We start from the raw sequence: 14,299 nt of genomic DNA, 5'->3' as shown, positions 1-14,299 counted from the left end.
CCGCCGGACTGTGCATGTGGTTGTGTGCCAGGACAGCACACTGCATTACGGATAGCTTAACCAAGCAGCAGCTCGCGCGCGGGGCCATGCCCCAGAAATGCCGCCGGGCTGGCACTCGCGCCATAGGCCCCTGCACAAAACACCGCGATCAGGTCGCCCGGCCCGGCATGGGGCAGCGCCAGCGATTCGCCCAGCCGATCGAGCGGGGTACACAGGCACCCCACGACATGCGCGACATCGTGCGCAGGTTCAGCGATTCGCGTGGCGACCGCGCAAGGGTAATTGCGGCGGATGACCGCGCCAAAATTGCCGCTGGCGGCCAGTTGGTGGTGCATCCCGCCATCGACGACCAGGAACGTCTCGCCCCGGCTGGTCTTGCGCTCGATCACTTCGGCCAGGTACACCCCCGCCTCTCCCACCAACCAGCGGCCAAGCTCGATGATGAAGCGCGTGTCGGCAAGAACGGCCGCGCGATTGGCCAGCGCCTCGCCCAGCCCTGCCCCGACCATCGCCAGATCGAGCGGTGTCTGCCCGGAAAAATAGGGAATGCCGAACCCGCCACCCAGATTGCAGCCGGGCACGCCGACACCTGCCGCATCGGCCAGCCGCGCGACAAGATCGAGCATTGCGATCTGGGCCGCGACGATCGCTCCGGCATCGAGCGACTGGCTGCCCGCGTAAACGTGAAAACCCTGCCAATCGGCGCCTTGCGCAACCAGATGCCGCGCCAGTGCGGGCACATCGGGCGCATCGACGCCAAACGGCCGCGCGCCGCCGCCCATGCGCATGCCGGCGCCAGCGAGTTCGAAATCGGGATTGACCCGGATCGCAACACGCGGCGCGATGCCGGCGCGCATGCCCGCAGCAAGCGCACGATCCGCCTCGCCAGCGGATTCGATATGCAGCGTCACGCCCGCGGCAATCGCCATGGCCAGATCGGCATCGCGCTTTCCCGGCCCGGCAAAGCCGATCCGCGCGCCGGCGACGCCGGCCGCCTGCAACAGCGCCAGTTCGCCGCCCGAGGCCACGTCGAAGCCATCGACGCGCGAGGCCATGAACGCCAGCAGCGGCGCATAGGGATTGGCCTTGATCGCGTAGTGCAGATCGGCGCCCGGCACCGCCTCGCGAAACGCCGCGATCCGCGCGGCGATCAGCGCGGCATCATAGACAAACAGCGGCGCGCCGCCCGCCATGGCCACGCAATCGCGCGCAGACACCTTGCCGATCGCCAGTTGCCCGTCGATCACGCCAAAGCCCGCCGGTATGGAGCCCATCGGTTTGCTGGAAAGGGTCATGAGGCTTGCCTATCCACCAAATCCGATAATTCCCGGTAAAGCGCAGCGCGATCGACTTTGCCATTGGCATTTTGCGGCAAGGCATCGCGCCAGTGGACCACGCGCGGCACCATGAAATTGGGCAGGTCCCGCGCCATTGCCGCGATCAGCGCGGCGCTGTCCGCCTCACCGGTCGGGCTGGCCACGCAATGGATCGCCTGCCCCAGCGCTTCATCGGGCAGGCCGAACGCGACCACATCGACGACCAGCCCGGTCGCCAGTGCGGCATCCTCGACCTCCTGCGGGCTGACCCGGTTGCCCGCAGTCTTGATCATCGCATCGCGCCGCCCGACGAAATACAACAGCCCCGCCGCATCGCGGCGCACCCGGTCGCCCGACCACACCGCCGTGCCGCCCGATTGCGACCACGCCGGGGCGGCACGAAACCGTTCGGCAGTACGCGCCGCATCGCGCCAATACCCATGCGCGACAAGCGGCCCCGCATGCACCAGTTCGCCCGCCTCGCCCGGCCCCGCCGGCATGCCATCGTCGCGCACCACCAGGATTTCGGCATAGGGAATGGCATCGCCGATCGCGGTCGGATGCGCGTCGATCAACGCGGGGTCGAGATACGTCGAGCGAAACGCCTCGGTCAGGCCATACATGGCATACAGATCGGCCTCAGGCGCCAGAGCGCGCAGCCGCCGCACCAGCGCCACATCGAGCGCGCCGCCACTGTTGGTCAGCCGCCGCAAGCCTGCCGGCCATTCGAACGCCGCAAGCTGGCGCCACAGCGGCGGTACCCCCGCCAGCGTGGTAATCGCGCGTCGCTCGACCGCGCGCAGCACATCGCGCGGCACCAGATAATCATGCGGCACCACGCATGCGCCCGAAACCCACGCCGACAGCAGCTGATTCTGTCCGTAATCGAACGCCAGCGGCAGCACCGCCAGCACGCGATCGTCGGGCGCCAGCCGGGTGTAATACGCAACGCTGTGCGCGCCGAGCCACAAGTTGGCATGCGAAATCATCACGCCCTTGGGCCGCCCGGTCGAGCCACTGGTGTACAACAATGCGACCAGATCATCGACCGGGGCCTGCGACGGCGGCAGCGGATCGCAGGCGTCGACCGCCGCCAGCGTCTGCACATCATCGCACAGGCGACATGCGCCCAGATCATCCTCTTCAAGTGTGACAGCACGCGCCAGATTGGTGATCAGCAGCACAGCGGCACTGTCGGCCAGAATATGCGCGACCTGCCCGCGTTTCAGCACCGGGTTCACCGGCACATGGATCAGCCCCGCCCGCGCACAGGCCAGCGGCAGCAGGCAGGTGATTTCCCCCTTGGACAACCAGCTTGCCACGCGGTCGCGTAGGCCACACTGCTCGGCCAGCCAGCAGGCCAGTTGGCCTACACGCCGATTTAACCCTGTGTAGTCCATCACGCGATCGCCCAGTTGCAAAGCCGGAGCATCGCCCGCCCCCATCAGCGGCAGGTGATCGATCGGGCGGGGCGCAAATGGGGGTGCCAGTTGGGCCAGAGGAACGACAGCAGTCACGATGACCGTGTATCACGCCGATATTAACGAAGCGCAAGCCGACCTCGCCTTGCTCGCGCCCGGCCCCGGCATTACGCCGTTCGACCGGATCGCGTGGTTGCGCCTGATGGCGCAGGAATGCCTGGCGCCCGCGCGCGCGGTAATCGCGGTGGCGCAGGACGGCGATGCGATTGCCGCGCTACCGCTGGTGCTGCATCGCACCGGCTATGCCGCGCTCGGCAACTGGTACAGCTTCATCGCGCGCCCGCTCGGCACCGATCCCGCGCTGCTGACGGCAATCATGCGCAGTCTCAACCCCGTCGGCGCGCTATCCTTCGCGCCCCTGCCCGAACGCGAGGCGGTGTTGCTGCGCGATGCCGCGCGCCGCGCCGGCTGGGTCGCGCAACTGCGCCACGCCGATCACAACCACGTGCTGCGCACCGCCGGCGCCGATTTCGCGACCTGGTGGGCAAAGCGCCCCGGACTCTTGCGCGAAACCGTGCGGCGCAAATCGCGCAAGGGCGCGGTCACGATCCGCATTGCCACCACCTTCGACGATGCAGACTGGGACGCGTACGAGGCCATCTACGCCAGCAGCTGGAAACCCGCCGAGAGCTCGCCGCAACTCCTGCGCCGCTTTGCGCGCGACGAAGGCGCTGCCGGCCGCCTGCGGCTGGGTCTGGCCCATGTCGATGGCACCCCTGTCGCGGCCCAATTCTGGACCGTGGAGGACGGCACCGCGTTCATCCACAAGCTGGCGCACGATCCCGCTGCCACTGCGCATTCGCCTGGCACCTTGCTCAGCCATGCGCTGTTCGCCATGGCGTTCGATCAGGACCGCGTTGCGCTGATCGACTTCGGCACCGGCGACGATGGCTACAAACGCGACTGGATGGACGAGGTCCGCCCGCGATACCGGCTCGATGCGGTCTGGCCCGGCAATCCGCGCCGCTGGCCGGCCCTGGCCAGACTTCTGGCCAGGGCGATCCTTCGCCCGGACGCGCTTGCCCGGCCCGAAACCTGTACGTAAAGGACCATCATGACCGACATCGATCCAAAATTGCGCCAGGTTCTGTCCGATGTCCTGGGACTCAGCCCCGCCCGGCGTGACGCCCTGGCACCCGGCAGCCCGCTGTTCGGCGCGCTGCCCGAGCTCGATTCAATGGCCGTCGCAACGCTGTTCGGCGCGATCGAGGAAAAGTTCGATCTGTTCATAAATGACGATGAGATCAGCGGCGAAGTGCTTGAAACCTATGGCACGTTGCTGGCGTTCGTAAACGCGAAAACCGCCGCTTGATCGAGATTTGGCCCAATTCCGGTGGCGACGAATTCGCTGCGGTGATCGACCGTCGGCGGCGTCACCGTGTGCTGATCGTGCCGCCGCTGTTCGCCGAAATGAACCGCATGCGCCGCCTGATCGCAGGCACCATGCGCGCGCTCGATGTCCATGGCGTCGACAGTTTTGCGCCCGATCTGCCGGGCACCAACGAAAGCACCGCGCCGCTCTATGCGCAAAGCCTGCACACCTGGCGCACCGCGATGGAACGCGCCGCAAAACATTTCGCCGCCAGCCATGTGCTGGCGGTGCGTGGCGGCGCGCTGATCTTTCCCAACGTGCTGCCCGGCTGGGCGCTGGAGCCGGTGTCGGGCGCGGCAATCCTGCGCCAGATGGTGCGCGCACGCACGGTCGCGGCGCGCGAGCGCGGCGACCATGAAGACACCGCGGCGCTGATCGAACTGGGCCGTAGCGAGGGCTTGATGCTGGCCGGATATGACCTCGGCCCGGGCCTGGTCGCGGGACTGGAAACCGCGCGCCCGCTCGACGAGGGCCAGCGCCAGATCAACCAGTCCGATCTTGGCGGCGCCGCGCTGTGGCTGCGCGCCGAACCGGGCGATGATCCGGCGCAGGCGCTGCGGCTGGCGCAAATCATCGCCGATGGCATAACCGCATGAGCCGGCGTCCGATTGCCTTTGCTTGCGGGCCCGACACACTGTCCGGCATGCTCGACTGCGCCGACGCGCATGGCATGACCGGGCTGCTGATCGTGTCTGGCGGCAATGAAATCCGCGCCGGTGCCTTTGCCGGCACCGCGCACCTGGCCGCGCGGCTGGCGCAGGAAGCGGGCGTGCCCGTGTTCCGCTACGACCGGCGCGGGATCGGCGACAGCGAGGGCGAAAACACCGGCTGGCGCGGCTCGCACGACGATATCGCCGCCGCGCTGGCCGCGTTTCGCACTGTGCTGCCCGGGATGCGGCGCGTGGTCGGGTTCGGCATCTGCGACGCCGCCAGCGCGCTGATGCTGCATGGCTCCGCGCTCGACGGGCTGGTGCTGGTCAACCCATGGACATACGAAACCGACGACGATGCGGCGCACACCCCCGGCGCGCTGCGCCGGCGGTATCTGGCCAAGCTGACCAACCCGCGCGCTCTGTGGCAACTCGTCAGCGGCAAAGTGGATTTGCGCAAATTGTGGCGCGGTCTGGGCCAGGCCGCGCAGCCCAATGAAGCAGCGTCACCGCTGGCCGACCAATTGCATGACAGCCTGGCGCAAGGTGTGCGCCCGGTCGCTATCCTGGCCGCCGAACGCGACCGTGTCGGCGAGCGGTTTCTCGATCTGTGGCCCGACAACGACCCGCGCGTTCATCGTCACCCCGGGAGCAGCCACAGCTTCGGCGAAGATGCCGACAGCGCGCAATGGCTTTATGCGCAGCTGTTGGAGGCAACAGCGTCGCGCCATTAAAAATCCTCCCCGGCACGCGGAGGGGGACCACGCGAAGCCGTGGTGGAGGGGCGGTGCCTCATGACGCAAACCTCGCGAAAGAACGCCAGCAACCCGCACCCTACAGGTGACTTGTCGCGGGCATTTCCGCGTGGGGCCCGGCCCCTCCACCACCCTGCGGGCGGTCCCCCTCCCCGTTCCGGGGAGGATTTTGAATGGCGTCAGTACGTCGCCTCGGCAACATAATCGCGGTGCGCCAGGAATCGTTCCGCGTCGAGCGCGGCCATGCAGCCGGTACCCGCCGCGGTCACTGCCTGGCGATAGGTGTGATCCATCACGTCGCCGCACGCGAATACGCCTGGAATCGCGGTCTTGGGCGTACCCGGTTCGACCACGATATAGCCCGCCGCATCGAGTTCCAGCTTGCCCTTGAACAGCCCGGTCGCCGGCGCATGGCCGATCGCCACGAACGCGCCGTCGGTGGCGATCTCGCTGGTTTCGCCGGTCACGGTGTCAGTCAGTGCGACGCCCGTCAGCCCGCCGCCCGGATTGCTGTCCCCCACAAAGCGATCGACCGCCTTGTTCCACACGATGCTGATCTTGGGATGCGCAAACAACCGGTCCTGCAGGATCTTTTCCGCGCGCAGGCTGTCGCGCCGATGGATCAGCACGACTTCGGTGGCATGGTTGGTCAGGTACAGCGCTTCCTCGACCGCGGTGTTGCCGCCGCCGATCACCACGACCTTTTTGCCGCGAAAGAAAAACCCGTCGCATGTGGCGCAGGCCGAAACGCCCTTGCCCGACATCTCCTGCTCGCCGGGCACACCCAGCCAGCGCGCCTGCGCGCCGGTGGCGATCACCAGCGCATCGCCTTCATAGATGTCGCCGCTGTCGCCGATCGCGCGGAATGGTGATCCGGTCATCGATATTTCCGTGATCGTGTCCCACAGCATGCGCGTGCCGACATGTTCGGCCTGCGCCTGCATCTCTTCCATCAGCCACGGGCCCTGGATCACATCGCGAAACCCGGGATAGTTTTCGACATCGGTGGTGATCGTCAATTGTCCGCCCGGCTGCAGGCCCTGCACCACGATCGGCTGCATCCCCGCACGCGCGCCATAGATCGCAGCGCTCAGCCCGGCGGGGCCCGAACCGATTATCAGCATGCGTGTCTTGTGCGTGGTGGCCATGACTGTCTCCGTTTCCCCTGCGAAATAGGTGCGAGCGGGACAGAGTCAATCGAGTCCGAATGACACGCCCCATCAAGAGTGCGCCCACGCCTCCCCGCTTGCAGCGCCCGCGCGGCCCCTGTAGAGCGCGGCGATAACCAGCTTCCCAAGAAGGACGACCATGGCCGCGCAGTACGCCTACGTCATGAAAAGCATGACGAAGACCTTTCCCGGTGCGCCGAAACCGGTACTCAGCGATATCAATCTGCAGTTCTACCAGGGCGCAAAGATCGGGATCGTCGGGCCCAACGGCGCGGGCAAGTCCACGCTGATGAAGATCATGGCGGGGATCGATACCGACTACACCGGCGAAGCGTGGCCCGGCGAACACATCACCGTCGGCTATCTGGCGCAGGAGCCCGAGCTCGATCCGACCAAGACCGTGCTCGAAAACGTCAAGGATGGCGCGCGCGAAGTTGCCGACCTGGTCGATCGTTTCAACGAAATTTCCAACATCATGGGCGACCCGCCCGAAGACGTCGATTTCGACGCGCTGATGGATGAAATGGGCGATCTGCAGGGCAAGATCGACGCGGTCGACGGCTGGACGCTCGATAACCAGCTGGAAATCGCCATGGAGGCGCTGCGCTGCCCGCCGTCGGATGCCTCTGTCGAAAACCTGTCGGGCGGTGAACGCCGCCGCGTCGCGCTGACGCGCTTGTTGATCCAGAAGCCGTCGATCCTGCTGCTCGACGAACCGACCAACCACCTCGATGCCGAAAGCGTCGAATGGCTGGAAAACCATCTGAAGGAATACGCCGGCGCGGTGCTGATGATCACCCACGACCGCTATTTCCTCGACAACGTCGTCGGCTGGATTCTCGAGCTCGATCGCGGGAAATACTTCCCGTACGAGGGCAATTATTCGACCTATCTCGAAAAGAAGTCGAAGCGCCTGGAACAGGAAGACCGCGAGGCGACTGGCCGCCAGAAGGCGATCAACGACGAGCTCGAATGGATCCGCGCCGGTACCAAGGGCCGCCAGACCAAATCCAAATCGCGCATCAAGAAGTTCGAGGAACTGGTCGCGGGCCAGAACAGCCGCAGCCCGGGCAAGGCGCAGATCGTTATCCAGGTGCCCGAGCGGCTGGGCGGCAAAGTCATCGAGCTGAAGGGCGTCACCAAGTCGTATGGCGACAAGCTGTTGTTCGAAGACCTGTCGTTCCTGCTGCCCCCGGGCGGCATCGTCGGGGTGATCGGACCCAACGGCGCGGGCAAATCGACGCTGTTCAAGCTGATCACCGGGCAGGAAGAGCCCGACAGCGGCGCGATCGACATCGGATCGACCGTGCGGCTGGGCTATGTCGACCAGAGCCGCGACAAGCTGAACCCCGCCAACAACGTGTGGCAGGAAATTTCCGACAGCCACGACTACATGAAGGTCAACGGGTTCGACACCTCGACCCGCGCCTATGTCGGCGCCTTCAACTTCAAGGGCCAGGACCAGCAGAAGAACGTCGGCAAACTGTCGGGCGGTGAACGCAACCGCGTCCACATGGCCAAAATGCTGAAAACCGGCGGCAATGTCCTGCTGCTCGACGAACCGACCAACGATCTCGATGTCGAAACGCTGGGCGCGCTGGAAGAAGCGATCGAAAACTTCGCGGGATGCGCAGTGGTGATCAGCCATGACCGCTTCTTCCTCGATCGCCTGGCCACGCATATCCTGGCGTTCGAGGGCGAAAGCCATGTCGAATGGTTCGAAGGCAACTTTGCCAGCTACGAAGAAGACAAGCGCCGCCGTCTGGGCGATGCTGCGGACCGGCCGACGCCGCTGTCGTACAAGAAGCTGTCACGCTGACCGATGGGCGGCAGGGCGGCGCGTCCTGCCGCCGTCCTGCCACCGTCCTGCCATTACGCCGTTCCCCCGATACCGCCTGTCACCAACTGCCGTCGCCCGGTCCGTGCCTCGGCCATGAGCTTGCGCAGTCATGGTTTTTTCGTTCAGTTCCGCCGCTCGCGACCCTGATCGCGCCGAATTGCGCCAGCTTGGCGAAACCGTGCGTGCGCGGCTGGATGCGGCCCCGGCGGCCTATCGCCTGCCGACGGACGGGATCGAAATCTACGCCGTGGCCGATTTCCTGTCGTCCGACGACTGCCGGCGCATGATCACCAAAGTCGATGCCGTGGCGCGGCCATCGCCCACGTACAACGACAATATCGATGGTGGCCGCACCAGTTATACCGGCGATGTCGATCCCGCCGATCCATTCGTGCGGACGCTTCAGCGCCGGATCGACGAGCTGCTGGGTATCGATCCGGCGCTGGGCGAAACCGTTCAGGGCCAGCGCTATGCGGTGGGGCAGGAATTCAAGCACCACTACGACTATTTCCTGCCCAAACACGCCTATTGGGACGAGGAGCGCCGGCGCGGCGGGCAGCGCAGCTGGACCGCGATGGGCTATCTCAACGATGTCGCAGGCGGCGGTGCAACCGATTTCCGCAAGGTCGAGCTGACCATTCCGCCGCGTGCCGGGGTGCTGCTGGTGTGGAACAACATGATGCCCGATGGCCGGCCCAATCCGCGCACCCTGCACGCGGGCACACCGGTGACCGAGGGCGTCAAATACGTGCTGACCCGCTGGTACCGCGCGCAGCCGTGGCGGTGAAACGGGCGGGCATCGGCGCCCTGGCGCTGCTGGTGGCCGGCTGTGCAGCGCATACCACCGCGCCACGCGTTAACGTGGCCCAACCCCCGCCCGCCATCGCCAGGCTCGACACGCCGCCCCTCTCCCCGCGCTTGGCCTCGCCGCCCAACACCGGGCTTGCTGCCACAGCCGTATCGCCCGCGCTCGCGGCATCGGTGGCCGACCGGCTCGACCGGCTGTTTGCCGAAGACAGCCGCGCGCAACAGGCGCTCGATCCGCTGGGCGCGATGGTGCGCGGCGAAGCGGTGCCGCACGATCTGCTGGTGCTGATGTATACGCCGGCACTGGCCGAACTGCAGCGCGCGGTCATCGCGCACGCGTTGGCGGCGCTCGGGCGGATCGACCGCGATGCGCTCGATGCACCGCGCCAGCTGTCGTACGACGTGTTCCAACAATCACTGACCGATCAGCGCGCGATCCTGGCACCCGCGGCGCAGGCGCTGATCGGGGTGCAGCCGTTCAACCATTTCATGGGCTTTCCGGTCGAATTTCCCGACATGGTGGCGACCAGCGAAGGCGGATCGCTGCGCACCGTCGCCGATGTCGCGGCGCGGCTGGACGTGGAACGCACGCTGCCGGTGCTGTTCGACAATGCGATCCACCGCTTTCGCGAAGGCATGGCCAGCGGCGTGGTCGAGCCGCGTATGACCGTCGTCAATATGATCGCGGAAATCGATATAATCCTGGCGCGCGCGCCCGAGCATTCGCTGTTCATGGCGCCGCTGCACCATCTGCCACGCCAGACTTCGCTCCCCGCGCGTGAGCGGCTGCAACGCGGCTTTGCGGCGGCCACGCGCGAAGACGTCTACCCCGCCTATCGCAAATTGCGCCGCTTTCTGGCCGACGAATACCTGCCCGCCGCGCGCCAGTCGGTCGGCCTTTCGGCGATCCCGGGCGGTACCGGGCTGTACCGCCTGCTGGTCCACGCGCAGACCACGCTCGATCTTGATCCCGGCGCGGTGTACCAGACCGGCCTTGGCGAAGTCGCGCGGATCCAGACCGCGATGACCGGTGTGCAGCATGAGCTGGGCTATACCGGGCCATTGCGCGACTTTTTCGATGTGATCCGCATCGATCCCCGGTTTCATCCCAAAACCGCCGAGGAGCTGGGCCAGGGCTTTCGCGCCGCCGGCGACAAAGTCGCACGCCTTGCCCCGCGCTATTTCCGGCACGTGCCGGTCACCCCGCTGCTGATTCAGCCCTATCCCGACTATCGCGCGCAGTTCGAGGCCGGGGGCAGCTATAGCGAGGGCATGCCAGACGGCAGCCGCCCCGGGGTGTTCTGGTACAACACGTACGACTGGCCGCACCGCTTCATGACCGGGGTGACCACGTTGTACCTGCACGAAGGCGCACCGGGGCACCATTTCCAAATCAGCCTGGCGCAGGAGAACGCGGCCCTGCCCGATTTTCAGCGGTTCGGCGGCAATGCCGCATTCGTCGAAGGCTGGGCGCTCTATGCCGAAACGCTGGGCTATGACATGGGGCTGTACCGCGATCCGCTGCAGCATTGGGGCACGCTCGATGACGAAATGCTGCGCGCGATGCGGCTGGTGGTCGACACCGGGCTGCACACCCGCGCGTGGACCCGCGACCAGGCGATCGCCTATATGCTCGCCAATTCAGGCATCGGCCGGATCGACGCCGCCGCCGAAGTCGATCGTTATATCGCCAACCCCGGCCAGGCGCTGGCGTACAAAATCGGCGCGATGACGATCCAGCGGTTGCGCGACGAAGCCTGCACCGCGCTGGGCGCGCGGTTCGACATCCGCACCTTTCACGACGAAGTGCTGAACAGCGGCGCGCTGCCGCTGCCCATCCTGGAGGCGAAGATCCACCGGTGGATCGCGGCGCAGGCCGCGCCCGCCGATTGATCGCCATATGGCTGTATTCGCTGTTGCGGCCATCCGGCTTGGGCCAGGTCGATCCCGCTGCAACCAGGGGGGATGCACATTTTCAATTATTGTGTCGGATTTTTGCGGGGGTCCTGCTTCGACGCCTATCCACAAATCTAGGATACAGTGGGCGACAGGTGTTTTTGTCCGGTATGCGAGTGGTCATGATCGTGCTCATGGAGATCCCCGGCCTCAACCCCAACCAGGTTCAGCATCGCAGACAGGACACCTCGCTCGGCCCGCACCTTGTCGGCAAAATCCCGGACCGATTGGGTGGGACCTTTAAGCATCACGCTTTCCAGGCTGAAATCGTGGTCAAGATGGACCAGCGTGGTCGATGCAATCAGATTGTGATGCGCATGCTGCATGTCTGACAACCGGCTCGCCAGCAACCGGACCCGACGGTTGTAGATATACGACAGGTTCGCAACGCTGATGGCATGAACCGCCTGCTCGTTTGCTGTTCGGCCCATCGCTTCGCGCACGAGGTCGCGTACCCCTTCCGAGCGACTATGATAGCCGGTCTTTTGAAGAAATGCGTCGAGCGCTGCCGCCAGGGGGTCGTCCAGTGATATGGTGATCCGTTGCATTGATCGATGCCTCGTAATGTTGTGCATCACCTATGACAGCTAGGCCCACATCAAACCACCGCTCTCGCGATCTGGATCCTTGCCGCCATGCAGACGGGACAGGATCTCTCATAAACCACTTAAGTGACGAGTGCTTAACTTTTTTTAAAAAGTTATGAAACTTTTAGGTCGGGCCAATCGTATAATATCCGGGGCCGTCATTCAGGCGGAAACCAAATGTTCAATTGGGGGGTTTTGGCATGAAACGGTTCATGGCGGCGACGTGCGCACTATACGCTGCGGCTTCTGCAACAAGCGCCTTTGCCCAGCAAGCTGCCCTGCCGTCCGATGGCACATCCGGCAATCGCCCGACCAGCACGCAGAGCAAACCGCACCCCGATAATCTCACTGATTCCATCATGGTGACCGGGCGGCGTGCCGATCTGACGGGGGTTGCCGACTCAGCCAATCAAGGTGAGGTGAGTGCCGCCGATATCGCCCTGCGTCCGCTGCTGCGACCCGGCGAAGTCGTCGAGCAGATTCCAGGCGTGATCATCACCCAGCATTCCGGCAGCGGCAAAGCCAACCAGTATTTCCTGCGCGGGTTCAATCTGGATCATGGCACCGATCTGGCGGTCAGCGTCGATGGCGTGCCCGTCAACATGCCCAGCCACGCCCATGGCCAGGGCTACGCCGATCTCAATTTCCTGATCCCCGAACTGGTGGAAAAGATCGATTACAAGAAAGGGCCATATTATGCCGATGTCGGCGATTTCGGTTCGGCAGGCGCATTCGACCTGCATTATTACGATCGCCTGCCGCACGGTATCGCGCAAATCGAGGGCGGCCAGTATGGCTACGGGCGCGCACTGATCGCGAACAGTCAGGCGATCGGCGCCGACAATCTGCTCTACGCAATCGAAGTCGAACACAATGACGGACCCTGGGTAAAAGGCGACAACGAGCGCAAGATCGACGGCCTGCTGCGCTATGCGTCCGGCACCGCCGCCAATGGCTGGTCGATTACGGCCTCCGCCTATCACAATATCTGGAATTCGACCGACCAGGTGCCCGATCGCGCGATTGCCGGCCTGGCCGATCCGGTCGGTGCGCCGACACCGCCAGCGCCTGATCTGATCTCCCGCTATGGCGAAATCGACGGGTCGGATGGCGGAAATACAGGGCGCTACGCGCTGACGGCAGCGTGGCGCCATACGGGCCAGGCCAGTTCCACGCATGCCAGCGCCTATGTGCTGCATTATGATCTCAATCTGTTTTCAAACTTCAGCTACTTCCTCGACGATCCGGTGCATGGCGATCAGATCGAGCAACAGGATCAACGCTGGATCATCGGCGGTCATCTTGATCAGAATTGGCATCACACCCTCCTGGGGCGCCCTTCCGACACGACGCTCGGCCTCGATGTGCGCAGCGACATTATCAACAACGGCCTCTATCACACCGAAGACAGGATCAGGCTTTCCGCAACAACGGTCAACCACATCGTTGAAACCAGCGTCGCGCCCTATGTCCAGAACCAGACTCACTGGACGGACTGGTTGCGGACCATCGTGGGTCTGCGGGCCGATGCGTTCTGGATGAACGTCGACAACAAGGCAGGAGGCAATTCCGGCAATGCAAACCGCCAGATCTTCAGCCCAAAGGTCAACGTCGTCTTTGGCCCTTGGGAAAAGACCGAACTGTATCTCGATTACGGCCGCGGCTTTCATTCCAACGACGCACGGGGAGTCACTTCGAACCTCGATCCCGCCACGGCCTTGCCGCGATCCAGCGGCGAGGAAATCGGTCTGCGTACAACGCGCATTCCGCATCTGCGCAGCGAGTTGTCGCTGTGGCGGCTGCACCTCCAATCCGAACTGGTGTGGGACGGTGACGCTGGAACCAACACGCCAAGCGGCCCGACGACGCGTTACGGCGTCGAATTTGCTAACTGGTACACACCGACGAAATGGCTGACGATCGATGCCGATTACGCCTGGAGCCATGCCCGCTTTACCGATGTCGAACCGGACGGAAATTATGTGCCCGAGGCACTGGTCTCGACCTTCGACGGCGGTATTGCGCTGCACGATCTGCCCGGCCGGGTATCGCGTTTTTCCGCAGGTCTGCGATTGCGCTATTTCGGTCCTCGCCCACTCACGCAGGACGGGACCGTAAAATCCAAAGCGACAACGCTGCTCTATGCCGATTTCGGCTATCGGATCTCGGACCACGCGCGGCTGGGTGTCAATGTCTTCAATCTGCTCGATAACAAGTCGAGCGACATCGACTATTATTATGTGTCACGCCTGCCCGGCGAGCCTGTCGCCGGAGTGGCCGACATTCATACCCATCCCTCGGAACCGCGCGAGATCCGCGCGTCATTCACGCTTGGCTTCTAAAATCGATTAGGTCAGCTATACTGC

The 14,299-nt window shown here is 64.6% G+C and carries 12 protein-coding genes; 8 read left to right on the top strand and 4 right to left on the bottom strand.

All coding sequences use genetic code 11. The annotated features are described in order from the left end of the window. Positions 1-56 precede the first annotated feature (56 nt). Both ACOOE2_RS08055 and ACOOE2_RS08050 read right to left on the bottom strand, forming a co-directional pair. Positions 57-1,295: a pyridoxal-dependent decarboxylase, exosortase A system-associated gene (locus ACOOE2_RS08055; RefSeq protein ID WP_420382498.1), complete on the bottom strand. Its 1,239-nt coding sequence runs from the start codon at positions 1,293-1,295 to the stop codon at positions 57-59. Beyond that, complete coding sequence (locus tag ACOOE2_RS08050; protein WP_420384576.1) at positions 1,292-2,761, bottom strand: acyl-CoA ligase (AMP-forming), exosortase A system-associated; 1,470 nt, start codon at positions 2,759-2,761, stop codon at positions 1,292-1,294. Before ACOOE2_RS08050 ends, ACOOE2_RS08055 begins: the two co-directional genes overlap by 4 nt. A gap of 73 nt (positions 2,762-2,834) precedes the next feature. On the opposite strand from ACOOE2_RS08050, the gene ACOOE2_RS08045 reads away from it, so the two are divergent. The 4 genes from ACOOE2_RS08045 to ACOOE2_RS08030 are packed head-to-tail and all read left to right on the top strand — an operon-like array spanning position 2,835 to position 5,553. After that, entirely contained in the window at positions 2,835-3,842 is a 1,008-nt protein-coding gene (locus ACOOE2_RS08045; protein ID WP_420382497.1) for a GNAT family N-acetyltransferase, read from the top strand. A 9-nt stretch (positions 3,843-3,851) separates the two neighbouring features. Continuing rightward, entirely contained in the window at positions 3,852-4,109 is a 258-nt protein-coding gene (locus ACOOE2_RS08040; RefSeq protein ID WP_420382496.1) for an acyl carrier protein, read from the top strand. Then, positions 4,106-4,765, top strand: coding sequence for a hypothetical protein (locus ACOOE2_RS08035; RefSeq protein WP_420382495.1), 660 nt, complete (start codon positions 4,106-4,108; stop codon positions 4,763-4,765). The genes ACOOE2_RS08040 and ACOOE2_RS08035 overlap by 4 nt, the downstream gene beginning before the upstream one ends. Further along, the gene (locus tag ACOOE2_RS08030; protein ID WP_420382494.1) at positions 4,762-5,553 is read left to right on the top strand and encodes a hydrolase 1, exosortase A system-associated; all 792 of its coding nucleotides are present in this window, start codon (positions 4,762-4,764) and stop codon (positions 5,551-5,553) included. Before ACOOE2_RS08035 ends, ACOOE2_RS08030 begins: the two co-directional genes overlap by 4 nt. A gap of 200 nt (positions 5,554-5,753) precedes the next feature. Here the strand turns inward: ACOOE2_RS08030 and trxB are convergent, their stop codons facing one another. Then, positions 5,754-6,722 (bottom strand): thioredoxin-disulfide reductase, encoded by a 969-nt coding sequence (trxB, locus tag ACOOE2_RS08025; protein ID WP_420382493.1) that lies wholly within the window; start codon positions 6,720-6,722, stop codon positions 5,754-5,756. Between the two features lie 160 nt (positions 6,723-6,882). On the opposite strand from trxB, the gene ettA reads away from it, so the two are divergent. From ettA to ACOOE2_RS08010, 3 genes are all read left to right on the top strand, one after another. Beyond that, complete coding sequence (gene ettA, locus ACOOE2_RS08020; protein ID WP_420382492.1) at positions 6,883-8,562, top strand: energy-dependent translational throttle protein EttA; 1,680 nt, start codon at positions 6,883-6,885, stop codon at positions 8,560-8,562. 130 nt (positions 8,563-8,692) lie between these two features. Then, on the top strand, positions 8,693-9,370 hold the full coding sequence (locus tag ACOOE2_RS08015; protein WP_420382491.1) for a prolyl hydroxylase family protein: 678 nt from the start codon (positions 8,693-8,695) through the stop codon (positions 9,368-9,370). Continuing rightward, positions 9,361-11,283, top strand: coding sequence for a DUF885 domain-containing protein (locus ACOOE2_RS08010; RefSeq protein ID WP_420382490.1), 1,923 nt, complete (start codon positions 9,361-9,363; stop codon positions 11,281-11,283). The genes ACOOE2_RS08015 and ACOOE2_RS08010 overlap by 10 nt, the downstream gene beginning before the upstream one ends. 137 nt (positions 11,284-11,420) lie before the next feature. Here ACOOE2_RS08010 and nikR read toward each other — a convergent pair whose 3' ends face one another. Then, positions 11,421-11,894 (bottom strand): nickel-responsive transcriptional regulator NikR, encoded by a 474-nt coding sequence (nikR, locus tag ACOOE2_RS08005; RefSeq protein ID WP_420382489.1) that lies wholly within the window; start codon positions 11,892-11,894, stop codon positions 11,421-11,423. 239 nt (positions 11,895-12,133) lie between these two features. Between nikR and ACOOE2_RS08000 the strand changes: the two genes are divergently transcribed. Continuing rightward, positions 12,134-14,275 (top strand): TonB-dependent receptor, encoded by a 2,142-nt coding sequence (locus ACOOE2_RS08000; RefSeq protein WP_420382488.1) that lies wholly within the window; start codon positions 12,134-12,136, stop codon positions 14,273-14,275. The last annotated feature ends 24 nt before the right edge of the window (positions 14,276-14,299 follow it).

This window comes from Novosphingobium sp. (genome assembly GCF_965214355.1).
Taxonomy (GTDB): Bacteria; Pseudomonadota; Alphaproteobacteria; order Sphingomonadales; family Sphingomonadaceae; genus Novosphingobium.
The sequence above is the reverse complement of the archived record's forward strand: the minus strand, read 5'-3'. Positions and strand labels throughout refer to the sequence as shown.